Raw genomic sequence first — 21,423 nt, 5'->3', positions numbered from 1 at the left:
TGAAGCCACAATCCTCGGGTTGTGGCTTCATTTATAAAGAAAGAGGGTTTATATGGACAAAGATTTAAATTATGGTGATGACTATAAATTTATTCCGGCAACTTCTATTGGGAGTGGCGTTGGTCTAGAAGTAGTGCCTGATTTATATCAATATACTATTCGAATTGTGAATATTGTACTTTATGGTGACCCAAATACAAAAGAATTTGTGCTCATTGATGCAGGAATGCCCAAAAGCGCAGAGGAGATAATTTCAGTAGTTGAGAAACGTTTTGGTCCCAATGCTCGGCCTAAAGCGATTATTCTGACGCATGGGCATTTTGATCATGTGGGAGGAATTATCGAACTAATAAACCGATGGAATGTCCCTGTCTATGCCCATGCTTTGGAAATGCCCTATTTAACTGGAACAGAAAGCTATCCAGAAGCTGACCCTGCTGTAAGTAGCGGGTTGGTGGCAAAAATGTCGCCTCTTTTTCCAAACGAAGCCATTAATTTAGGGGAGAACATTCAAGCAATTCCTTCAGATGGTAGTGTACCATTTATGCAAGGTTTCCAATGGATTCACACTCCTGGGCATACTCCGGGGCATATATCATTATATCGCGAAAAGGATAAAGCTCTTATTGTTGGAGATGCATTTGTGACTGTCAAACAAGAATCCCTTTATAAAGTTATTACACAGACAAAGGAAATTAGTGGTCCACCTAGATATCTAACAACGAATTGGCAAGCTGCTCGAAAGTCTGTTGAAAAATTAGAAGCATTAAAACCATCTGTTGCGATCACGGGTCATGGATTACCAATGGAAGGTAAAGAATTGACAAGAGAATTAAAAAAACTTGTAGATAATTTTGAACAAATTGCTCTCCCAAAACAAGGTAAATATCTTCATTAATTTATGTTTGAAAAACGTAGCGTTGTCTTGTCACATTAAATAGCTCGGCATTAGCTATGTCTTTTATGAACATTGAAGAAGTTTGTAAGGCACTGTTTTGCTATACAGAGAATTTGACTGTCTGGCAATAGTGTTTCTAAGTAAACTGACTGATTTCTAAAATAGATAAAACGGCAAAATCCATTTATTATGTATGAATTTTTGCCGTTTTTTGATGTGTTACTACTTTTTTGAAGTAAACATTTAAAATAATTTTAAATTATTTGCAACCTTTTGTGACCTTTATACGAGGATAGGTTGAAAGGTGGGAAGAGATGGAACTTGAAACAATATATATCACCTATATGAATGATATATATCGCTATTTATATTCACTTACGAAAAATCATAGTGCAGCGGAGGATTTGCTTCAGGATACATTTACAAAAGCGCATATTACCCTTCTTGGCCAAGAAATTCAAGACATCAAACCTTGGCTTTTTAAAGTAGCTTACTATACATATATCGACAGTACACGAAAAGAGAAGCGGTATGTAACTTCCGATAAAATTGATCAAATTCATTCCAATACACCGGAGCAAATCATAGTCGAACAAGATGCTTATTTGAAATTAATCAACCTACTAGAACAAATTAAACCAATCGAAAAGCAAATTATTTTGTTATGTGATGTACATGACTGTACAAATGAGCAAGCTGCAAACATCTTGCAATTAAATGTGAATACGGTGAAAAGTCATTTAGCGCGAGGTCGCAAAAAAATGCGCGCACTAATTATAAGGGAGGAATAAAGGTGGATTCTTATAAACAATTATTACAGCAAGCAAAGAATAGTGAAAAAGGGGAGGCACCTTCAACAAATGTTATAAAAAAAGCCATTGCATCATCTAAGTGGAAACTGATTGTAACAACACTGACGATTGCCCTTTTAATTGTCCCAACTTGTTATATGCTAACTTTTTTGTACTATGCTTTTGGTACAAAGTCTACAACCTTAATGGATGTGACAAGTCAGACTCTTTATGTAACGGAACCGAATACGACATTGGAGGAACTTGAATTTGATATGGAATTCTCGCTCTTTTCAATGGGATTATCATTTGAGCAATACAAGCAAATTGGTGACGAGGTCTACCCCGTGAAGCATTATGATACACGCTTTATGTTAAATAATTTAGTGGGAAAGAAGATTACTTCAAAACTTGAAAAATTGTATCCAAAATATCCAACTGAAACGAACCAATGGTTAGTACATCCTAATAATCGAGGAGAATTTAATACAATTGAGGAGCAAAGAAAATTAAAAGGGTTACCCAATGAAACCGTTGTAGAAGCGTATCTTTCTTTCAATGATTTATATACAGTAGATCAAGTTGTTCAGCACATGCCAAATGTAGATGTTACATGGGCAGCAATCTATACAGGAGTAGAGGACACCATGCTAAGTGCAAATGGGAATGTTGTATCGCCTATTGGCTATCCTGTACAACCTGATCAAACAAATTGGTCGCCATTTAAAGGTGCTACTTCTCATGAACAAACTTTTTTATCCATCTTAAATTTTCTAGTTGATTATGAGGAGACGGCTACTGCTGTTTCCGCTCATAAAAATCTGGACCTAAAAGAGAGAATCCATTATTTAAAACAGCATGATATGAAAACATATGGGGTTGTCGTTACAGGACCAAAAGCTGAAGTTGAACAGCTACAAAGTCTAACAATGATTAAGCATATGAAACTAGGGGAGGTTAAATTATGGAATTGGGTGCGTTAAAAAAGATTATTTTCAACGTTTTTGGATGGGCTAGTGTTAGCACTGGCCTATGGACGCTTATCATGGTTAATAGTTGGATTATCGTTGGCTATGGTGCTCCATTTACAAGTAAGAATTTCATTACCTTGACAATCGTTTTTGGGTTCATTGCGATCCTTTCGAGACCCAGTCGTTCTCTAGGCAAGTGGGGACTCTTTATTGGTGGCTATCTTATTTTGTTTATGACAGTTCTATTTTTTGTTGGCTGGTCTATTACTCCATTTCCTTAATACAAGCAAGCATGGCCATAACCTATGCGTTGTAAGATTTTTGAAACATAATATGTATAGGTAATAAAGTATAGATACAAGTTTTTTATAAGTCGACAGTTGGAATGTCATGTCAGCCTATGTAATCAAAAATAGCGAAAGTAATTGTCAGAAAATATCAATATATTCTATAATGAGTAAAAAAATAGAGAATAAGAGGTGGACTTATGGGTAAACCAGTAGATTACAATCTATTTCCAGGTTATCAAAACACACAAGATTCTAGACTTGATGAAAGAAAAGAAGAATATATGGAAGTATTAGAAAAAGCAAAAATAGATGGGTATATACTAGAATTTGAAAAATCCTCTGAATTACCCCAATAACTATGTTTAAAACGCAATCCAATACAAGGAAGCCAGACGCTCTGCGGAGTACCTGGTTTTTTTATTTTTAAGCTTTATTGCCAAGCCATTATTAATAACGACTCATCGAACAAGTATAGGCTATCTCCGTGTTCATATTTCATACATATTGTTTTTAATGTTGATGACCCAAGTCTAGCTCAAAATGGACTTAATGTTAAAGTTACTATAATCTACTAATTAATGCTGATACTGAAAGGATGGTAAAAATGAGTAAAAATATTATTGTATTCGGAGCAAGTCAGGGGTTAGGCGACGCTTTTGTAAAAGGCTTACCCGTGAAGGGGGATACTGTATGGGTAGTTTCACGTACACGACCTAAAAGTTTAGATATCAATGATGGCGTAAATCGTCAATGGCTTTCCATTGATTTGTCTAGCCAACAACAAATACCGTCATTAAAAGAACAATTAAAAGATATCGCTATAGATGTATTAATTTATAATGTTGGGGTTTGGGAAAAGCGTGGCTTCGAGGATGATTATTCATTTGATAGAGATGAAGTCGAGGATATTTCAAATTTAATCAATATCAATCTAACATCCACTATTACATATATTCAGGCACTTTTACCAAATTTAAGACAAGCGAAACATGGAAAGGTTATTTTAATTGGTTCAACGGCAGGGTTAGACCATACAAACAATGCACAGGTTTCATTTGTCACATCTAAATTCGGTTTACGAGGCATTACAAATGCTTTACGTGAACATTTAAGAGAAGACAAAATTTCTGTCACTTGTATTAATCCTGGGGAGCTAGCAGCAGAAGTCCCTTATGAGGAAGGAGCCGAAAAGGCCATTCAATTATATGAAGGTACACGTATCCCTGTCCAAGATATTGTAGCTATTGTGCAATGTGTGGTTAATTTATCACCCGCTTCATGTGTCAAGGAAATTAATGTCCCTGCCATAACAGATGTAAATGCTTGATGTTCCCGTATTAGTGTTAGAAGCTTTGACTGTATATGTGTGAATTAATAAGGGCCACAAAGAGGAATGTGACCCTTTACACAATAAGTGGTATTAGTAGTTATGAACATTAGAGGCGAACAATATCATCAGAGAAGTGTCGGATTTTTTTAATATTTAGATATAAAGCTTGCCTCGACAATATTAAACTAAATGATGATTTAGAGCCATAACCATTACCCTAATCTCCTTCGCCCATTCTCTAATTGTTCATGAATAGAGGTTCATATGAAAATGTGAAAATATTGTTATGGTTGGGGGAAGGGGAATAGGTTTTTAGTCTGGTGATTTGGGTTGGATAAATGGCTCCAATATGGCTATCTATCATTACCTTACGATTTGTTCCTATAAAGGACAAATGAGTAATGGGAGATTAATATAAAACTGAAGCGCCGACAATAATTAATAGAATAAATAGAACAACAACTAGAACGAAAGTTGAACCGTAACCGCTGCCGTTATTGCCTCCGTAATAACTCATAAAGTATCCCTCCTTTCTCTCTATATGTATAGTATGTATCGTTAGAGGAAGTTTAAAGGTATTTATCCAGACGCATAGGGAAAAGAGCTTGAGCAGATGAATCATTTGCTAGATGGGGTAAGCGATATGTGAAAGAAAAAATCAATAGAAAAGGATTGATTTAGCCCTTCACACAAAAAAGTAACCAAAAAGAATACATCTTAATGGTTACTTGAAAGGTTATGTAAAATGCCCCGTCTTGGTTTTAGTAGAACGAATGCGATATAAAGAAGGACAGACAACCTGTCTTCTGTAAACAAAAGCCATCGAGAAGAAACTGATATGCTCCCTATTAGGTAGACAGATTAAAAAATAAAATCTGTTTATCTAAGGGGAGCTTTTTTTGGGCGAAGTAAACATCCAATCGAGTTAAAATTACATATCCTTCAATTGTTCGAAGAAGGTCACTTTACTATCTGGGAATTGTGCGAAAGGTTTTCAATACATCCTCAAACTTTACATAGCTGGAAAATGAAATATGTGGCAAGTGGACGTGATGGATTACAGGAAGCTACTTCATGTAAATTCTATTCAAAAGAATTAAAATTAGCGGCTGTGGAAGATTACATTCAACGGAAATATTCACTGATGGAAGTGTTAGCGACATATGAGATTAGTAGTACCTCAGTTTTAAAAAGATGGTTAAAAAAGTATACTAGTCATAGTGAATTAAAAGATTCAGGTAAAGGAATGGGTCAAGCTATGATAGAAGGAAGAAAGGCAACTTTTGAAGAACGTATTGAGATTGTTAAGTACTGTTTGAAGCACCAGAAAAATTATCAGTTGGCAGCGCACACCTACGGTGTTTCGTATCAACAGGTGTATCAATGGACGAAGAAATTTGAAACTAACGGTGAAGAGGGATTACGTGATCGCCGCGGTCGCACAAAAGATGAAGTCGAATTAACCGTTGAGGAGAAATTGAAATTAGAGATTCAACGTATTGAACGTGAAAATGAACGATTACGTGCAGAAAATCTATTTTTAAAAAAGTTAGAGGAAATCGAAAGGAGACGTCGTTAAGCCAAATACGTCAACAGCAACGCTATTCGGCGATTCAAGAATTACATCGAGAGGAAAAACTTTCGATTCTTTTACTATGTGAAATAGCTGGTGTTTCGCGTGCAGCTTACTTTAAGTGGCTAAGTCGTAAGCCTTCTAACAGAGAAATTGAAAATGAAGCAATTTTAAAGGATATTCATCTCCTTTACCAACAAGTAAATGGTATTTATGGCTATCGTCGTACAACGTTGACCATCAATCGTCGGCGAAAAGAAAATAATCAAGCGATGGTTAACGAAAAGCGTATATATCGTTTAATGCAAATTAGTGGATTGAAGTCTGTTATTCGTAGAAAGCGCAAGCTTTATCGAAAATCCCCAGCACATCATGTGGCGGAGAACGTATTGAATCGAGCATTTACATCGGAAAAGCCCAATGAAAAATGGTGTACAGATGTCACAGAACTTAAGTATGGACACGGGAAAAAAGCTTATTTAAGTGCAATTATCGATTTGTATGATGGTTCGATTGTGAGTTTTGTGTTAGGTAATTCGAATAATAATTCTCTTGTCTTCAAAACAATCAAATCAGCTATTCAATCATTACAATCAGGCGAGCAGCCGTTAATACATAGTGATCGAGGTTTTCAATATACATCGAAGGATTTTAAGCGAATTGTGGAAACAGCCGATATGACACGAAGTATGTCGCGGGTTGGCCGATGTATTGATAACGGACCCATTGAATCATTTTGGGGCACACTGAAGTGTGAGAAGTATTATTTATATAAGTACGATACATATGGAGAGTTAGAACAAGCGATAAATGACTATATTCATTTTTATAATCATTATCGCTACCAGAAACGATTAAACGGCTTGAGTCCTTTAGAATTCAGAGCTCAAGTCGCTTAATACATTTTTTTATTATTTCCACTGTCTACTTGACGGGGTGCAGTTCAAACATTCACGATGGCTTTTATCATGTTTTCTCCATATTTATTTTGTGAATGCCTAAATAGAGGCTGGATAAATAAGCGAAAAATAAATAGTGATCTTGGGGAACTAATAGGACAACTGTTAACATTTTTAGTGGTGTATGGTCAACCTATTTTATCACCCCAAAAGTTGATTGAAACGAAGGGAGTCGGACCCCTGCCCGCGCTCCGTAGAGAAAATTTTTATGGCTTTGAATTGTGCTTGATGCTTCGCTTTTAGAATTGAGTGATACCCCATATTCAATCATTTACCTCATAAGATCCTTCCATCAGAACTTTTCAGGTTTCGCTACCTTGAATGATGCCACTTCACCACAATTTTTACAAAATGACAAAATAAGTGGGGAGCCTGAAGCCATAAAAGAGCCTATGGGTCTGACATTACTATCAGTGGATAATTTCCCATGACCAAGTTGACCGGTTGCAAAAGAATCTTTCCCACAAGCCTTGCAGACTAATTTTTCATTGTCCATCTAATCACCTCACGATGCAGTATATGTAAATTCAAGCATAAAAAACTACAACAATTTCTAGTTGTAAGAGGAGATCCATACGAAGAAAGTTAGGGGTAAAAATAATATATTGAAATAAATGTTGGAGTGGCCGAATACTGCTTCTTTAGGAAATGAATTTTTCCTATAAACAACTCTTTTATATCCCTTCCACTTATGTAGGCTTAGGCAAAAAGGTTGCTGTAGACCCACTCGGGGTGGGGCTGTTATTATAAAAAAGTACGTAAGTGGGAGGTAATGAATTGGAAGAAGAAAAATACAATAATCTTAAATTAGGTGAACGTGGTGCCATTATAAGTATTATTGCTTATATAATTTTGTCCGTAGTAAAAGTTGGAATAGGCTACATAAGTGGCTCAGAAGCTTTAAAGGCGGATGGGCTAAATAATACGACTGATATTATTGCCTCGATTGCAGTACTTATAGGTCTTAAGCTTTCACAAAAGCCTGCCGATCATGATCATCGATATGGTCATTGGAAAAGTGAAACCATTGCCTCTATGGTAGCTTCGTTTATTATGATGGCAGTAGGTATTCAAGTATTATTTGGTGCATGTACTTCCATTTTTCAAGGTGGAAAAGAATCACCTGACATTTTCGCAGCGTATATAGGACTTGGATCAGCATTGGTCATGTATTTTGTATATCGTTATAACAAAAAATTGGCTGAAAAGATAAATAGTAAAGCCGTTATGGCCGCTGCCAAAGACAACTTATCAGATGCATGGGTAAGTATTGGAACAGCAGTAGGGATATTTGGATCACAATTACATATGCCATGGTTAGATACAGTAACAGCTATTATTGTAGGTTTTTTAATTTGTAAAACCGCTTGGGATATTTTCAAAGAAGCTTCTCATGAACTATCTGACGGATTTGATGAGCAAATACTTCAAAACTACAAAAATATTATTTTAAAGTTAGACGGTGTCATTGGGATTAAAGAAATTAGAGGTAGAAATTATGGCAACAACGAAGTGATCGATGTTGTAATTCTAGTCAATGCAGATTTAGATATTACAGAGGCTCATGATGTAGCTTGCCATGTTGAAGATAAAATGATTCATGAGCAGGGCGTATATGAAGTTCATGTTCATGTGGAACCCAATGAAGAAAAACGATAAAAAAGATTAGGAACTCAATGAATTTGAGTCCTAATCTTTTTTTCACTTTGTCAAAAGCTTTTCTCTATTTGTCCATATTTAAGTGAATTTATTTAAATTAAATAGAAATTATTAGTATAATAAACTTACTTTGGAAAAGTGATTATAGTGGGAGGAAGTCTTCATGCCAATTCATATAGACATAGTAAACAGAAAAGGGGCTAGAAAAGTTAGTGATATCCCTGAAGAGGTACTAACGTTATTGAATGAAGGAGAAATAGAGAGTGTGAATTTAACTGAATGGTTGGGGATCAATCATATTACGTTAGTGAAACATGTTTTACCTAAAGTAGGATTATCTCATAAATTAGAAAGTGTAGTAGAGGAAATGTTAAAACAGAATGCTGAATCGGGAATGAAAGCTATTCGTTTAACTGGTGAACTATTAAATACAGCTATAAAGGAAGAAAATGACCAAACGAAAGAAGAAATTATTAAAAAATTTGCGACGCATCCTTCTGATAGTGTTCGCTGTTGGGCAGCATTTATGAATAAAAATGGAAACTCGTCTTTGAAAGAAAAATTAGCATATATTTATCCATTTGCTGGGGATCATCATTTTGGAGTTCGAGAAATATCTTGGATGTCTATTAGAGAGGATATAGCGCAACATCTTGACGAAAGTATTGAGTTGTTAACAGAATGGGCAAAAGAAGAGGATGAAAATATACGGAGATTTTCCATGGAAGTTATTCGTCCTCGTGGTGTTTGGGCCAAGCATATCGAAGATTTAAAACAGAACCCTAGTAAAGCCCTTCCTATTTTAAACCAAATGAAATCAGATCCATCAAAGTATGTACAAGATTCTGTAGGAAATTGGTTAAACGATGCCAGTAAAACCCAACCTGATTTTGTCATGATGCTTTGTGAAAAATGGAGTAACGAATCCGATACAAAAGAAACATCAAAAATTATAAAGAAAGCTAAAAGAACAATAATGAAGGGCAATTAACTATAAAAAGGAAAAAATATAGCTCATGCAAAAGCAACAGGTTCTTGATGTGAACTAGTTGAATAGGTGGTAGGGGAAGGAAAATACCTTAAACTTTCTGATTAAATGCTGTTATTTTGTTTCTTCCCCGATTCCACTCCTGCCTCGAAAATAAAGATGAGCATAAGAAAGAAGATAACTATTTTTATCGTGAAGGTTTCTGTCCAAAAGCCCAAATAATACATGAACACCATAATAATAGATAAAAGTGTTTTAATAATCTTTAGGGTCATTATGACACCTCCTAATAGTCGGAATATCTTATAACAAAAGGCTTTATAATAGAAACGCTTTTTTTTCATAAAACAAAAAGGTAGCCAAAAAGAAATAAATTTCAATGGCTACTTGTAACGTAACATAATTATTTTTAAATGCTAGGCTGTTTTGAGTAATTTATCAATCATTGCTTGGTCGTATCATTTAACCGTTAACCCGAGTAGTGAAGCAAAGCCGATAGCTTGTTCAGAAGATACTTCGCACCCATTCAAACTTTCGAGAGATACTTGAAGTCTTTTAAAGGTACACGTACTAATATCTATCCCCTTTAAAGAGGTTTCTGTAAAATCTACCTCATTAATATCACATTCATGAAATGCCACTTTATTAAGTAAGCAATCAAAATAATTCGCTCCTTGTAGGTTGGTGTTATCGAATACTACTTGTTTTAAACGAGCCTCAGGAAAATTGCTTAAGGTTGCCATACAATTTTCAAAAGAAACATTTCCAAGGTTAGCCTCGGAAAAATTCACACCTAATAATTTACAGTTTTTAAAAACCACTCTATGTATAAGGCTTTCCTTTAAGTTTAAGTTAGATAAATCACAGTTTTCGAAAATGACATCTGTTACATCCATTTTTTTAAAAGAAGAATTGATGAATGTGACATTTTTAAAAATAACTTTAGATACGATTAATCTCTCAACAACCTCCTTATCAATGACTGTATCTGCGATCATACAATTTGATAAAAAAGGTTCTTCCTCGTAAAAAATATCTTGAAAATTGGCTTTTTCTAAATCAGCAGGTATTTTTGGTGATGTAAGTTGGAAATTAAGTGACATAAAAGCACACCCTTCGAATGTAGTTAGCACCTATCTTATAGAAAAATAAATAAAATAAAAAGTCTTTCATATTAAGGGAAAGTGTGAGCAAATCTAAATTTATATCACAATTTTGGACTAAAGTGTTCATTCCAATGATATTGCAAAGCAGGGAGAGAGGCATAGGCTTACCAGTAGTCAGCGTACATAAATCCATCTGTTGCTGACTCCAGTGTCTTCAGTAGAAGAACATTCTATAACATATGACAAATACCTACGTGATGTTCCACTGAGTAAGCATAAGTGTTTCAGTGGTACTGAAAGTCAACAAACAGGATCCGAAACAGTTCACTAATGGAGTGCATGGGCATTGTTTATTTAGAAATTTCAAATAAATGAATGACCAAAATCGCAAAAAATGGTAAAGTATAGAAAAAGTAATTGGGGGAATTACCATATGGAAAAATTGAAAAGGGTTGAATTAAAGCATTTCTCAAGTGAATATATGGAAGAGTTAAACTCTTTTGTCCTTACAGAGGAACAAAAACAATTCTCTGCGCTTCCAAGCAATTTTGAGGAAATCAATGAAGGACAGTATCGTATCGTCATTTTAAGTGATCATACACCTGTTGGTTTTTTTCTTTTGAATTCAAATGAAAGAGTAAAGAAATACTCTAATAATTCGAACGCTTTGTTATTAACGGCACTATCAATTAATCATGCTGAACAAGGAAAAGGTTACGCAAAACAGGGAATGATATTACTAGTTGAGTTTGTTCTATCAGAATTCCCTCATTGTAATGAGCTTGTCTTAGTTGTAGATAAAGATAATATCCCCGCACAAAAGTTATATTTAAAAGTAGGATTTGAAGATACGAACGAGCGATTAATAGGACGGATTGGCGAAGAAATTATTATGAGACAATTCATAAAATAATACACGAAACTAGTACATAACGACCAACTTTTATGTATGAGAACGACTATGTACGGAAGTACGACGATGTTCGGTAGCAGAAACAGTAAATTGAAAACTATGATGAAGTAGCCAAGTAGCTGCTTCTTTTTAAATTATGGCTAAATGTAAAAATTTTATAAGCGGAGGTGATGATCTCAGATGCGAGAAAGTGTCAATCATTTTATGAACGATCCGTGGTGGCTGATTTCAAAAGGTATGTCAGAAGCATTAAATGAAGAGTTAAAGAAAGAAATTTCACAACAACATATTCTTTATGGGAAAGAGGCAATAGCGGTGGCTAGAAGAGAAGATAATGATGATGTGATTTTTTGGATTGAAAAGATGAATAAATACGCAGTCGTTCATTTAACCTATTCGATAGAAACTTCAAGGGAATACCCTATTACATCATTATATACACGGAGTGAGTTAGAAGAATACTGTAAGAGTGTTTCTAAGCTTTATTAAATGATTAGAGATGGAAGGTCTTTCAAACTTTATTTTTACACTTTTTACAATTATGGTAATATAAAGGAGGGTTCATTCGATGAGTTATAAAAATACCTTTATTAAAATTTCAGAGGATTCGGAAGTTACTTCCGCTGTTACTCCTCTCCCAAGGAACAACAAGCCTACTATCGCTTCAATTGAATTTGATTTAATTAGACATAACCCATACAAATACACTGAGGAAGATGTGCAATTCCAAACGTATTTGATTAAAAATCAAATTGAATCGAATTCATTAGATGAAATCAGAAAACAATTTTTCCAAAAGTCTAAAGCGTGTTTTAGAGCCTCACCTTTAGTAAAGAAATACGGGTGGGGAATACACTATGATGATGAAGGGAAACTTGCACTATATGATGTTAATAGTGAAGGGTATGAGCGATTTCTCCATTCGGATCAAATCACTTTATTAAATGGTATGCGTTCTAAACGAAGGGGTAAATAACGGTATGAGGGAATTCTTCATAAAAAAATGGTTACTAGTAATCTCATTTGTCCTCATTGCTTATGCTTGGGGGATGATAGCGAAATCAGAATCCTACTCAGAACCTCAAGAAGCGTTATTGTTAAAGGATAGTGATTTAGTGTTAATCCCCAGCTATCAGCTAAAGGATAAGGCACTCTTCTTTTTTATAAAAAAGACGAATCATATAGGGGCTGCTTATGTTGAAAAAGGGCTCTTTGGATGGAATGCCCAAATGCTTACTTGGAGCCAAATGGACATGGAGAGAGGCTATGAAAAATTGGACGATATAAAAGGACATGGCGATAGTCTAATCTATGGACTCATTAGGAATGGAGACGAACGACTTGTTAAAATCGGCAAAAGTTACGCTACTATACTAGATCTAGCCGTCATACTGCCACCAAGTGAAGTAGAAAACTATCGATTAGAAGGTCTATTTATTTGGTATTTTGAAGGCCATACATCTCCGAACGAAGAGGAAATAACACTCATTAATAAAATTACTCAGGAAGAACTAGATGCGTATTTTTAAATGCATGGATTAATAGTTTAAAGCGAGAAAAGCTCTACATATTTATTTTAAAAATGTATTTCAGGAGGGAAAAAATTGTTATATACAGCTCTATTAATTGGCATCGTAGTTATTATAATAGCCGATAAGCTTACTCAAGCATTTAAATTATCAAGCATTTGGAGATTAATTAGTCAAATTTTTGCTTCACTTGTTATCATAATGGTTGGCAGTCTTGAGGTGAATTATATTAATCTAAGTAACCACATCGAATTAGGGTATTTGGCGATCCCTTTTACTTTATTATTTCTCGTAGGCTTTACAAATGTTATGAATATAGAAAGAGGACAAAATCCTTTAATATTACTATTGCCATTGGTCTCTTTAGTTTGCTTCTCCATGGCAGCCTTCTTTATGGGCCATTCATTTATTTTAATAATCGGGATTTCTACTTGTGTAGCAATCATGCTTATTCTGCTTTATAGCTATTTCACAACTAACCTATTTATAGGACAATCGCTTACTACAGCAATAGGTTTTATCATAGCGGTACTTTCAATATCGCTCATTAAACATTTTATTGTATTCATTTATATTCCGATATTTACGTTAGCACTACCATTCACTTTATATTATTTTATTCACAATAAATTTACGGATGCCCAAGCCATTACAATTAGCACTTTAACAGCTGTACTATTTGATGCATTCATATTCATCCTCCCTGCTCATCTATTGTGGTATCCTGTTGTTGGGATAACAATTATTTTGGTCATCATGCAATCTTCACGTAAATTTCGTATCATTTGGTAACATCGTTCGGCTTCCCTAATATGGGTATGGATGCTTTTTTTACAGAATATAAGTTCTTAAATGTTTTAATTTTGCATTTGTAACCATATAATACCATAAGCGCTTCTATTAGTGTGAGTGGGGGTGAGGTAAATGAATATGAAGGCACAAACTAATTTTATTGATTTAGTAAAAAATACGATTAGTAATAACGGACAATCTATCGAAGAACGACTTGAAGAAAAGCACAAAGGCTTTGAAAAAGGTTGGAAAATGGATGAAAATGAAGTTGTGTTTTGGGTAAGTCCTACATTAAGACTTAGTGATTATACAGGAAGCATAATGAACGAATTTAGATTCAATCTATTTTTTGACGAAGAAATTGAAAAGTTTATAGTATCTGGTAACAATGCTAAGTCACGAAGTTTATTATAAATAATCAATTACCAAGTCACATCCAAAATTAGATGTGGCTTTTTAATAGTTAAGGATCATCATTAATTTTGAAAATTTTCTAAATTGAATATGTTACTATTCAATTATGCTATTTTATGGTGAAAAGGAGAGTTATTATGAAAAATAGGTTCGAATTTAAAGATTTCCCTAAATTGGAAACAGAACGCTTCATTCTAAGAAAAGGCACAGTAGATGATTGTAGTGATCTTTTTGAGCTTTATGCTAATGAAAATGTGGTTAAGTATCTTCCATTAAATTTATTTGAATCAGTCGAAGACGCAATGGTTGAAATCAATTGGTATGAAAAAATTTTTAAGGAACAAATCGGTTTAAGATGGGTAATTGAAGAAGCCAAAACGAAAAAAGTGATTGGAACATGTGGCTATTTGAATTATGAAAAAGAACATAACCGTATAGAAATTGGTTATGATTTAAAACCGGATTATTGGGGGCAGGGTATCATGCAAGAGACTTTAGGCAAGATTATACATTTTGCCTTTACGTCGATGGAAATAAATAAAATAGAAGCGAAAGTTGAACCTGAAAATAAAGCATCAATAAGATTGCTGGGAAAATTAAATTTTTGCCAAGAAGGTGTTTTAAGACAACATGAATTTGAAAAAGGGAAATATGTTGATCTTGTCCTTTTTTCAATCTTGAAAAGTGAATATATCGAGCTAAATGAAGAGTCACGCTTGTAATGAGCAGTGGCTTTTTTCTTTTCTTAATATAAAGAAGCATAGATTTATAATGTTTGAAGTTTTTAATTACCAAAATTTATGTTCTGTACTTTAATATAAAATAGGAGAGAAGGGAATGATTAACAAATATTTTGATGATTTGTGTAAGATATATTGTTATTAAAAAATAAGAGGAATGTGAAAAGATGTTACAAAATAAAATTATCTCAGCTGTTATTACATTAATTATAGGTGCATTTATTATTCCATTATTTATTGGAGCTACATACAGCATTTCATACGGTATTTATGGCACAGCATTTACTGCACCAGCTATGCTTATAGCTGGTGTAGTGTCATTTTTAATTGAAAAAAACAGTAAAAATAAAATTGTTATATTCATGTATATGAAGCATTTATTAAGTGCATTAATTTTTTCACTATTATTTAGTTTAATTAATTTTAATGTTAATACTTTTAAGGATACTATTTATATAGCTTCATTAATGGGAAGTATTTATATAACTATATTTGTAATTTTTGATTATTTGTTGAAAAGATTAAAAAAGTGGTAGATAAAAAAATTAAAACTCACACAAGTACGTTTGTTACAGCAAGCAAAAATTGTGTTGAGACATAATGGCTTTCACATATAAACAAATCGCTAACAAGTATTTCAAGGTGCCATACATAATAAAAAGAAATGTAGAATTAAAGTATGTGTATGTGTTATCATGCTGTATTTTGTATTACACGACTAAATGTAAATCCAGTTACAAAATTAATATTGTTCATGGTACTTTTATTATTTTTTAAGTTTAATTCTATGATTACGGTAAAGTGCCATCATCAATAAACCGGTTGCTAATAGTAAGATTAATAAGAAGAAGACCCTATTAGTTATATTAAGTGGATTATTAACTATTAGAATACCTGCAGTTAAACCGATTACTAAACTTAAAAAGAAATTTATAAACTTTTCCATTATAGTTCCACCTCCTATAATGATTAGATTAACATTTTCACTTAAGATATTAAAATAAATGAAGAAATAGCCAATAGGCTACTTCTTTTTAGTTATTTCTGAAAATATTGTCCTTTAACTAATGGAGACGATCATTAAAGCACATAAGCTTATCCTGTAGCCTTTCTTCAGAGTCTCGAATGGATTTAGCTGAAGAAACTTTAGGTTTTGAATATTATTACCTTTTTTAATAGGTTATTGTTAATGAGTACATCACTTCTTGCGCTAAAAAGCTGGAGAACTGAAGAAATGTGCAAATTTCAAATAAGGAAATTTAAATCAATATCAAAAAGAACCATTAGTGATAATTGGAACAACTTGAGAACCGAAAGTCTTTAATTAATAACCATGGAGTTACATATGTAGCATTTTTCTTTATGAAACTTTCTAGTCAATTTAATTAAGAAGGGATTTTCGTAATTTTACTTGAATACATCTATAAAAAAGGGTATATATGGAGGGCTGTTTATGGCATTAGTTTCAATCTATACTGTTGGTAGGCTAAACTATCCCTATGATCACCCAATCTCTCGTGATTTTTATCAAGTGGGGAATGAAGTATATCGTCAGGCGACTAAATCTGGACTTATAGAGGCATTTTCACCTGAAGGGGTCACTTTCCCCGAAGAAACTGTAAAGGGAAAGGGTTCTCCAATTCTAACGCTCACAGTATGGAGAAGCCTTCAATCTTTATATCGCTTTACCTATTCAGGACAGCATATACAGGCATTAAGGGATAGGAGCAAATGGATCGAGCCATACCCAGAAAAGCACCTATCTTATGTAGTTTGGTGGACAGAGTATGTAAAGGGTGTCTCATGGGAGGAGGCATTTAAGAGGTACAACTACTATATTGAACATGGTTCAACTCCTTTTGCATTTGATTTTAAGCATACATTCGATGAAAAAGGTGAGATTATTTGTATACCATAAATTATTCATATAGAGCAAGGATGAATATAAATGAAGGGTTTTATGATTGATTATTTTGAACGTAAATTAAGATTTAAAGATATGGAAATATGGGATATTCGATTTGGGAAAGATATTTATAGGATGTTAATTGTAGATGAAAACCGTGCTTCTGAAATAAAGGATCTGAACTTGCCTCCTAATGCAAGGGTATTTGAAGAAGATTTAAGAGAGAATTTGATCACTGTGAAGGTATACTCCGAAAAACAAGTAAAAAGAGAACATATAGAATTAATCGATCAATTTGCTAAACAATTAACGGATCATGTTGCATTAGCTCATTGTGATATTCATCTTACGTTTTATACTGGTAAGATAAATGATAATTTTTTTGAAAAAATTCCTTTAAGGCATTTGCTACATTTCAACCAGGACTAATTTCTAAGCAGTTCAAACCCCGCCCATAGTGGAAATCAACGGCTTTAGTTTATTTTATTGTAAAAGAAAAAAGACTGTAGGCAAGCTCAAAATTCATTGAGTTTGTCTACAGTCTGAAAGGATCTTCAAATCGAAGATCCTTTTGCTATTTCTTTGCTTGATTTTTTGTATGTTGTTTGGTTGTTTCTTAACAAGCTATCTTTATCTAATATGGTTGGTAAACATATACCAATAATAATCGTTACGATACCTGCTATTTGCAAAATTGTGACCGTTTCGCTTAATAAGATAATGGATACCATCACTGCGATTGGTAATTCAACAGCACTTAAAATGGATGACATCCCTAATCCAACTTTAGGGACGGCAATAGTGAATAAGAACACGGGTATAATCATACCAAATAATCCTAATGCCAATCCGTAAACCCAAAGTCCTTCGTTAAACAAAGTCCCATTCCAAATAATTTCGGGAGATTGAAAAACCGCCGTAATCATAAAGGCAAAGAACGAAACAAACACTAAACGGTTAGATGTGGACATACTTGCTGTAGCTTTTCCATTCACATATAAAAATAAGGAATAACAAAGAGCAGCTGCTAACCCCCATAACCATCCTTGCATAGGGATTTGGGATAAATCAACATCAATTATGCCAGCAGCCGGTATGGTTCCAGCTACCAATATGATTAAAGAGATTAATTCAATTCTACTTGGAAATTGTCGTTTTGTAATACAAGAAATTAACATACCAATCCATGTAAATTGAAACAGTAGTACAACTGCCAACGAAGCGGGCAAAAAGTTCAAAGAATGACCATATAAAATGTTTGTTAATCCTGTTAGAAAACCTGCGAATATAAGGATTTTAACGCCTTTAAAGCTTAATTTGGATCTGTTTGTAACTAAGAAGATACATACCGCTATACAAAAGCCTATAAAAAACTGACTTGTCACGGCCTCAGAGACAGAAAACCCACTACGCATGGCCAGTTTTATAATAGTTGAAACGATACCAAAACTACTAGCTGCGATAATGACTAGTAGGGGATAAAGATACATCTTCATTTATCCACTTCCCTCCTAAAACGTTTATATAAATTGAATTTGGTTATGATTTTGAGATTTAGAAAAAAAATCATAATCTCCAATATAAATCACAGATTGCTATTTTACAATCTTTTTTTTTCGATAATCATGGCTGTTGAAAAAGAATTTTTAAGTGGAGGAAAGAAGATTTTTAGAAAAGGTAAAAAGGCCAAAACCATATGTATCAAGGCTTTGGCTTAACATAGTGGCTAAAACATTTTTCAAAAGGGAGTATTGGATTTGCTAGCGAGAGAAAATTAATAGTATTGACACTTCGAAGCTTTTTTTATACAATTGTCCTAATTTTATAAGCAAACGCTCGCAAGTTCGTGAGTGGCGGAATTTTGTAGAGTTTCCACTCTGTTTCATTCGCTCGTTGTCTATTTATAGACGACGAGATTTTTTATTTTTTGGAGGGATTTTTTGAAAAAGTTGAAGTTTTCTTTAGTGGTTTTATTAGGTGCCTGTAGCTATGGGATCCTATCTTCCATTTTGAAAGTTGGATTTTCAAATGGCTATACTTTTCCTGAACTTTTAGGGGGACAATATGTATTCGGTTGGTTTGGACTATTATTACTCGTTCTTACTTTTTCTCGTCATAAAGTATCCTCAAAAAATATAGTATCACTGTTAGCGGTTGGGACAACGATGAGTTTAACGAGTATCTTTTACGGTTTTTCTGTAAAAGAACTGCCAGCATCTATTGCGATTGTGTTGTTATTTCAATTCACATGGATGGGTGTTCTCATTGAAGCGATTGCTAATAAAACCTTCCCAAGTCGCGAAAAGGTTTTGTCGATCATTATCTTATTTGTAGGAACGATGTTCGCTGGGGGTGTTTTTGAAGGGTTAGGACAACAATTATCTACGAAAGGAATACTCTTTGGACTACTAGCAGCTATAACTTTTTCATTATATATATTTGCAAGTGGACGTGTTTCTACCGAAGTACCGATCTATTCAAAAAGCTTTCTTATGACAACGAGTGCAACACTTTTTGTTTGCATCATGTTCCCCCCAACATACTTGATGGATGGTACATTGCAGGCTGGATTATGGAAATATGCGCTAATCCTAGGTTTCTTTGGTGTCGTTATACCAGTTATTTGTTTTTCTATTGGTATCCCAAAAGTAGGGACGGGTTTAGGAACAATTTTAGGAGCTGTCGAGCTACCAACAGCCGTTATCGCTTCAATTACGCTTGTTCATGAGGTCGTGTCTCCTCTGCAATGGCTAGGAATTGTATGTATTTTATTGGGAATTTTCATACCACAAATGTTAAATGTACGAAAAGAGAGGCAAATAGCCCGTTTTGGTAATGAATCCACGGAATTTTAGAATGCAATCTAAGAGGTTCGATCAATCTAAATATAAAACGTAGTCTGCCTAAATAGAAGCTTTCATCTTTGGATGAAAGCTTTTTTTTATGGTAAGAAGGGAGAGCGTATTGTTTAATGGCTATTAATTGGTAATTAATGATGAAAATAAATATATAATTATAAAAAGGGGGATGAATGTTATATATGTATCTAAAAAAATAGGGATAGTGAGTTGGATTGTTACCATTTTATATTTTGTGATAGAACCGATTTTTATTATGACTTCACTTGTTCCTTATAATATGATGCAACAAGCTATGAGTGATTTAGGAGTGACTACATGTGGGAAGTATACTTATGCAATCGCGCCACATGAAATTTGTTCGCCGTATCATTTTTGGATGAATGTATTGTTTATCGTAAATGGTTTATCATTTTCAGTTGGCGTATTGTATCTATCCCAATACTTAGAAAAGAATTTAATTAATAAATTAGCAACAGTATGTATTCTTATTTTTGCACTAGGAAATATTGTATCTGGTGTTATACCAGCAGATGTTCATTTATTTTGGCATTCGATTTTAGCTCAAATAGGCCTGATGACTGTTTTAATTGGAATGGGGATCTATGCAAAATCATTGGTTAAAGGTAAACATTGGACTTATGCAAACTTACTTGTACTTATAGCCTTACTTATCCTTATCAGTCTTTTGTTTTTCCTCCCTTTGCCAGCAGGTTTATTACAAAGACTTTTTTATGGTGTAATTTTCGTGTGGGGTATGGGACTAACAATTTTATTACGCTCATCAGAAATAAAACCAGGTTCTCAATGACTTGAGCCTGGTAATTTTTTTATATAAACGTAAAAAGAGAGTATGATGAAAAGAAGCAGGAACGATACATAGCAATAAAAAAAAGCTGCTTAATCTGACTAGAGATTAAACAGCACATGGATATTGTAAATATAAAACATAAAAAGGAAAAAGTCAACAAATCCCGAAAAATCAAGCACAATGATAAAGCAAATAATTTTTATGGAATATACATATATGGTTTCTTCCATAAAAATAACCTTATACAGATGACTATACTGGTTTGGCTTTAAGTTCTCTTTGAATTAAAGCAACTCCAATCCCATACACAATCGAAATAGCTAAAGGTACAAGAGTGAAAGCATATTCAACAAAGAAACCACCTAAGATGAGAGCCGAAAAACAGGTTCCTAAAGTAACGAATAAATAGGCTTTACTTTTATAAATCCATATGTATGGAAGGAAATGAGAGCCTGCAAGTAAACCAATTGTGAAGGGAAGGTATTCAGGTATTTTCATATACACAATGATAAATACAGGTATATAAAAAGCTTGAGGAGCTGCCACTATTCCTCCTAAAATTCCTAGAGGATTGTCTGTAGAGTTTAAACTGACGCCAAGAATTTTACTAATGAACATGCCAATAGGAAAAATAGCGCCCAAACCAAATATCCAAATTAAACGGACAGCTTCTATTGGAAGAACAAAATACATGAGGGTGAAAATTAAAAAGACTAGGACGCCAGATAGTAGAATGGGGAATCCTTTTTTCGTTTCAGCTATAAGCTCATTTTGTAAATTTACAAGAGTTTTACTCATAAATGTACCACCTTTCATAAAATGGGGAGAAGATATTATAGTATAACAGTTCATTATTATATTTACCTTAATTATCTCAAAAATGGTATTTTTTATG

28 protein-coding genes are annotated in these 21,423 nt (G+C 33.8%); 21 read left to right on the top strand and 7 right to left on the bottom strand.

The features are described 5' to 3' along the window. Nucleotides 1–52 precede the first annotated feature (52 nt). The 6 genes from MKY88_RS13440 (at nucleotide 53) to MKY88_RS13415 (ending at nucleotide 4,277) form a co-directional block, all read left to right on the top strand. Nucleotides 53–898 (top strand): MBL fold metallo-hydrolase, encoded by an 846-nt coding sequence (locus tag MKY88_RS13440; protein WP_340813898.1) that lies wholly within the window; start codon nucleotides 53–55, stop codon nucleotides 896–898. Nucleotides 899–1,212: 314 nt separating this feature from the next. Next, the gene (locus MKY88_RS13435) at nucleotides 1,213–1,689 is read left to right on the top strand and encodes a sigma-70 family RNA polymerase sigma factor (protein ID WP_340813897.1); all 477 of its coding nucleotides are present in this window, start codon (nucleotides 1,213–1,215) and stop codon (nucleotides 1,687–1,689) included. Nucleotides 1,690–1,691: 2 nt separating this feature from the next. After that, nucleotides 1,692–2,672, top strand: coding sequence for an anti-sigma factor (locus MKY88_RS13430; RefSeq protein ID WP_340813895.1), 981 nt, complete (start codon nucleotides 1,692–1,694; stop codon nucleotides 2,670–2,672). Continuing rightward, on the top strand, nucleotides 2,654–2,941 hold the full coding sequence (locus tag MKY88_RS13425) for a hypothetical protein (RefSeq protein ID WP_069481646.1): 288 nt from the start codon (nucleotides 2,654–2,656) through the stop codon (nucleotides 2,939–2,941). Before MKY88_RS13430 ends, MKY88_RS13425 begins: the two co-directional genes overlap by 19 nt. A gap of 206 nt (nucleotides 2,942–3,147) precedes the next feature. After that, nucleotides 3,148–3,306 carry a hypothetical protein gene (locus MKY88_RS13420; protein WP_193832252.1) on the top strand — a complete coding sequence of 53 codons (159 nt, stop codon included), beginning with the start codon at nucleotides 3,148–3,150 and terminating at the stop codon, nucleotides 3,304–3,306. A gap of 248 nt (nucleotides 3,307–3,554) precedes the next feature. After that, nucleotides 3,555–4,277, top strand: coding sequence for an SDR family NAD(P)-dependent oxidoreductase (locus MKY88_RS13415; protein WP_069481645.1), 723 nt, complete (start codon nucleotides 3,555–3,557; stop codon nucleotides 4,275–4,277). Between the two features lie 412 nt (nucleotides 4,278–4,689). Here MKY88_RS13415 and MKY88_RS13410 read toward each other — a convergent pair whose 3' ends face one another. Beyond that, on the bottom strand, nucleotides 4,690–4,797 hold the full coding sequence (locus tag MKY88_RS13410) for a YjcZ family sporulation protein (RefSeq protein WP_083244692.1): 108 nt from the start codon (nucleotides 4,795–4,797) through the stop codon (nucleotides 4,690–4,692). A gap of 351 nt (nucleotides 4,798–5,148) precedes the next feature. Between MKY88_RS13410 and MKY88_RS13405 the strand changes: the two genes are divergently transcribed. Further along, nucleotides 5,149–6,752 (top strand): IS3 family transposase gene (locus tag MKY88_RS13405; RefSeq protein WP_328201036.1). Its coding sequence is split into 2 segments (ribosomal slippage): nucleotides 5,149–5,821 and nucleotides 5,821–6,752, totalling 1,605 coding nucleotides; the frame shifts between segments, so codons are not numbered across the junction. Between the two features lie 352 nt (nucleotides 6,753–7,104). On the opposite strand, the gene MKY88_RS13400 is transcribed toward MKY88_RS13405, so the two are convergent. Beyond that, complete coding sequence (locus MKY88_RS13400) at nucleotides 7,105–7,308, bottom strand: hypothetical protein (RefSeq protein ID WP_193832251.1); 204 nt, start codon at nucleotides 7,306–7,308, stop codon at nucleotides 7,105–7,107. A 281-nt stretch (nucleotides 7,309–7,589) separates the two neighbouring features. Here MKY88_RS13400 and MKY88_RS13395 point away from each other — a divergent pair, with 281 nt between their 5' ends. Both MKY88_RS13395 and MKY88_RS13390 read left to right on the top strand, forming a co-directional pair. Then, a complete protein-coding gene (locus MKY88_RS13395; RefSeq protein ID WP_340813892.1) occupies nucleotides 7,590–8,471 on the top strand; it encodes a cation diffusion facilitator family transporter in 882 nt (293 codons plus the stop codon). Between the two features lie 163 nt (nucleotides 8,472–8,634). Continuing rightward, nucleotides 8,635–9,462 (top strand): DNA alkylation repair protein, encoded by an 828-nt coding sequence (locus MKY88_RS13390; protein WP_340813890.1) that lies wholly within the window; start codon nucleotides 8,635–8,637, stop codon nucleotides 9,460–9,462. Nucleotides 9,463–9,563: 101 nt separating this feature from the next. Here MKY88_RS13390 and MKY88_RS13385 read toward each other — a convergent pair whose 3' ends face one another. Both MKY88_RS13385 and MKY88_RS13380 read right to left on the bottom strand, forming a co-directional pair. Next, complete coding sequence (locus MKY88_RS13385; RefSeq protein ID WP_193832248.1) at nucleotides 9,564–9,734, bottom strand: hypothetical protein; 171 nt, start codon at nucleotides 9,732–9,734, stop codon at nucleotides 9,564–9,566. Nucleotides 9,735–9,917: 183 nt separating this feature from the next. Continuing rightward, on the bottom strand, nucleotides 9,918–10,562 hold the full coding sequence (locus MKY88_RS13380) for a pentapeptide repeat-containing protein (RefSeq protein WP_328200599.1): 645 nt from the start codon (nucleotides 10,560–10,562) through the stop codon (nucleotides 9,918–9,920). Nucleotides 10,563–10,998: 436 nt separating this feature from the next. On the opposite strand from MKY88_RS13380, the gene MKY88_RS13375 reads away from it, so the two are divergent. The 8 genes from MKY88_RS13375 to MKY88_RS13340 all read left to right on the top strand — a co-directional run bounded on the left by MKY88_RS13375 (nucleotide 10,999) and on the right by MKY88_RS13340 (nucleotide 15,489). Beyond that, nucleotides 10,999–11,478, top strand: a complete 480-nt coding sequence (locus MKY88_RS13375; RefSeq protein ID WP_328200600.1) for a GNAT family N-acetyltransferase — start codon at nucleotides 10,999–11,001, stop codon at nucleotides 11,476–11,478. Nucleotides 11,479–11,658: 180 nt separating this feature from the next. Beyond that, nucleotides 11,659–11,967: a hypothetical protein gene (locus tag MKY88_RS13370; protein WP_232540604.1), complete on the top strand. Its 309-nt coding sequence runs from the start codon at nucleotides 11,659–11,661 to the stop codon at nucleotides 11,965–11,967. 79 nt (nucleotides 11,968–12,046) lie between these two features. Beyond that, complete coding sequence (locus MKY88_RS13365; protein WP_340813889.1) at nucleotides 12,047–12,454, top strand: DUF6157 family protein; 408 nt, start codon at nucleotides 12,047–12,049, stop codon at nucleotides 12,452–12,454. A 4-nt stretch (nucleotides 12,455–12,458) separates the two neighbouring features. Further along, the gene (locus MKY88_RS13360) at nucleotides 12,459–13,007 is read left to right on the top strand and encodes an aspartyl-tRNA synthetase (protein ID WP_340813888.1); all 549 of its coding nucleotides are present in this window, start codon (nucleotides 12,459–12,461) and stop codon (nucleotides 13,005–13,007) included. Nucleotides 13,008–13,082: 75 nt separating this feature from the next. After that, nucleotides 13,083–13,799, top strand: a complete 717-nt coding sequence (locus MKY88_RS13355) for a UDP-N-acetylmuramyl pentapeptide phosphotransferase (RefSeq protein ID WP_340813887.1) — start codon at nucleotides 13,083–13,085, stop codon at nucleotides 13,797–13,799. 132 nt (nucleotides 13,800–13,931) lie between these two features. Continuing rightward, complete coding sequence (locus MKY88_RS13350; protein WP_193832242.1) at nucleotides 13,932–14,213, top strand: hypothetical protein; 282 nt, start codon at nucleotides 13,932–13,934, stop codon at nucleotides 14,211–14,213. Between the two features lie 137 nt (nucleotides 14,214–14,350). Next, entirely contained in the window at nucleotides 14,351–14,935 is a 585-nt protein-coding gene (locus MKY88_RS13345; protein WP_193832241.1) for a GNAT family N-acetyltransferase, read from the top strand. Nucleotides 14,936–15,120: 185 nt separating this feature from the next. Next, the gene (locus tag MKY88_RS13340) at nucleotides 15,121–15,489 is read left to right on the top strand and encodes a hypothetical protein (RefSeq protein WP_340813886.1); all 369 of its coding nucleotides are present in this window, start codon (nucleotides 15,121–15,123) and stop codon (nucleotides 15,487–15,489) included. 230 nt (nucleotides 15,490–15,719) lie between these two features. Here MKY88_RS13340 and MKY88_RS13335 read toward each other — a convergent pair whose 3' ends face one another. Then, the gene (locus MKY88_RS13335; protein ID WP_328200605.1) at nucleotides 15,720–15,899 is read right to left on the bottom strand and encodes a hypothetical protein; all 180 of its coding nucleotides are present in this window, start codon (nucleotides 15,897–15,899) and stop codon (nucleotides 15,720–15,722) included. A gap of 507 nt (nucleotides 15,900–16,406) precedes the next feature. Between MKY88_RS13335 and MKY88_RS13330 the strand changes: the two genes are divergently transcribed. Further along, nucleotides 16,407–16,871: a DUF3291 domain-containing protein gene (locus MKY88_RS13330; RefSeq protein WP_193832239.1), complete on the top strand. Its 465-nt coding sequence runs from the start codon at nucleotides 16,407–16,409 to the stop codon at nucleotides 16,869–16,871. Between the two features lie 30 nt (nucleotides 16,872–16,901). Further along, the gene (locus MKY88_RS13325) at nucleotides 16,902–17,288 is read left to right on the top strand and encodes a hypothetical protein (RefSeq protein WP_258269273.1); all 387 of its coding nucleotides are present in this window, start codon (nucleotides 16,902–16,904) and stop codon (nucleotides 17,286–17,288) included. A 125-nt stretch (nucleotides 17,289–17,413) separates the two neighbouring features. Here the strand turns inward: MKY88_RS13325 and MKY88_RS13320 are convergent, their stop codons facing one another. Then, complete coding sequence (locus tag MKY88_RS13320) at nucleotides 17,414–18,349, bottom strand: EamA family transporter (protein ID WP_258269326.1); 936 nt, start codon at nucleotides 18,347–18,349, stop codon at nucleotides 17,414–17,416. Nucleotides 18,350–18,799: 450 nt separating this feature from the next. On the opposite strand from MKY88_RS13320, the gene MKY88_RS13315 reads away from it, so the two are divergent. Both MKY88_RS13315 and MKY88_RS13310 read left to right on the top strand, forming a co-directional pair. Next, nucleotides 18,800–19,714 carry an EamA family transporter gene (locus MKY88_RS13315; protein ID WP_328200608.1) on the top strand — a complete coding sequence of 305 codons (915 nt, stop codon included), beginning with the start codon at nucleotides 18,800–18,802 and terminating at the stop codon, nucleotides 19,712–19,714. Nucleotides 19,715–19,886: 172 nt separating this feature from the next. Beyond that, entirely contained in the window at nucleotides 19,887–20,528 is a 642-nt protein-coding gene (locus MKY88_RS13310) for a DUF998 domain-containing protein (RefSeq protein WP_419182561.1), read from the top strand. 252 nt (nucleotides 20,529–20,780) lie between these two features. On the opposite strand, the gene MKY88_RS13305 is transcribed toward MKY88_RS13310, so the two are convergent. After that, a complete protein-coding gene (locus MKY88_RS13305) occupies nucleotides 20,781–21,326 on the bottom strand; it encodes a DUF7010 family protein (RefSeq protein WP_258269275.1) in 546 nt (181 codons plus the stop codon). Nucleotides 21,327–21,423: the final 97 nt, after the last annotated feature.

Source organism: Lysinibacillus sp. FSL R7-0073 (assembly GCF_038009065.1).
Classification (GTDB): domain Bacteria; phylum Bacillota; class Bacilli; order Bacillales_A; family Planococcaceae; genus Lysinibacillus; species Lysinibacillus fusiformis.
The sequence above is the reverse complement of the archived record's forward strand: the minus strand, read 5'-3'. Positions and strand labels throughout refer to the sequence as shown.

Coding starts and splice junctions, on each gene's coding strand:
- MKY88_RS13440 (WP_340813898.1), top strand. CDS start 53: ATGGACAAAGATTTAAATTATGGTGATGACTATAAATTTATTCCGGCA.
- MKY88_RS13435 (WP_340813897.1), top strand. CDS start 1,213: ATGGAACTTGAAACAATATATATCACCTATATGAATGATATATATCGC.
- MKY88_RS13425 (WP_069481646.1), top strand. CDS start 2,654: ATGGAATTGGGTGCGTTAAAAAAGATTATTTTCAACGTTTTTGGATGG.
- MKY88_RS13420 (WP_193832252.1), top strand. CDS start 3,148: ATGGGTAAACCAGTAGATTACAATCTATTTCCAGGTTATCAAAACACA.
- MKY88_RS13415 (WP_069481645.1), top strand. CDS start 3,555: ATGAGTAAAAATATTATTGTATTCGGAGCAAGTCAGGGGTTAGGCGAC.
- MKY88_RS13410 (WP_083244692.1), bottom strand. CDS start 4,797: ATGAGTTATTACGGAGGCAATAACGGCAGCGGTTACGGTTCAACTTTC.
- MKY88_RS13400 (WP_193832251.1), bottom strand. CDS start 7,308: ATGGACAATGAAAAATTAGTCTGCAAGGCTTGTGGGAAAGATTCTTTT.
- MKY88_RS13390 (WP_340813890.1), top strand. CDS start 8,635: ATGCCAATTCATATAGACATAGTAAACAGAAAAGGGGCTAGAAAAGTT.
- MKY88_RS13385 (WP_193832248.1), bottom strand. CDS start 9,734: ATGACCCTAAAGATTATTAAAACACTTTTATCTATTATTATGGTGTTC.
- MKY88_RS13380 (WP_328200599.1), bottom strand. CDS start 10,562: ATGTCACTTAATTTCCAACTTACATCACCAAAAATACCTGCTGATTTA.
- MKY88_RS13375 (WP_328200600.1), top strand. CDS start 10,999: ATGGAAAAATTGAAAAGGGTTGAATTAAAGCATTTCTCAAGTGAATAT.
- MKY88_RS13370 (WP_232540604.1), top strand. CDS start 11,659: ATGCGAGAAAGTGTCAATCATTTTATGAACGATCCGTGGTGGCTGATT.
- MKY88_RS13365 (WP_340813889.1), top strand. CDS start 12,047: ATGAGTTATAAAAATACCTTTATTAAAATTTCAGAGGATTCGGAAGTT.
- MKY88_RS13360 (WP_340813888.1), top strand. CDS start 12,459: ATGAGGGAATTCTTCATAAAAAAATGGTTACTAGTAATCTCATTTGTC.
- MKY88_RS13350 (WP_193832242.1), top strand. CDS start 13,932: ATGAATATGAAGGCACAAACTAATTTTATTGATTTAGTAAAAAATACG.
- MKY88_RS13345 (WP_193832241.1), top strand. CDS start 14,351: ATGAAAAATAGGTTCGAATTTAAAGATTTCCCTAAATTGGAAACAGAA.
- MKY88_RS13340 (WP_340813886.1), top strand. CDS start 15,121: ATGTTACAAAATAAAATTATCTCAGCTGTTATTACATTAATTATAGGT.
- MKY88_RS13335 (WP_328200605.1), bottom strand. CDS start 15,899: ATGGAAAAGTTTATAAATTTCTTTTTAAGTTTAGTAATCGGTTTAACT.
- MKY88_RS13330 (WP_193832239.1), top strand. CDS start 16,407: ATGGCATTAGTTTCAATCTATACTGTTGGTAGGCTAAACTATCCCTAT.
- MKY88_RS13325 (WP_258269273.1), top strand. CDS start 16,902: ATGAAGGGTTTTATGATTGATTATTTTGAACGTAAATTAAGATTTAAA.
- MKY88_RS13320 (WP_258269326.1), bottom strand. CDS start 18,349: ATGTATCTTTATCCCCTACTAGTCATTATCGCAGCTAGTAGTTTTGGT.
- MKY88_RS13310 (WP_419182561.1), top strand. CDS start 19,887: ATGAATGTTATATATGTATCTAAAAAAATAGGGATAGTGAGTTGGATT.
- MKY88_RS13305 (WP_258269275.1), bottom strand. CDS start 21,326: ATGAGTAAAACTCTTGTAAATTTACAAAATGAGCTTATAGCTGAAACG.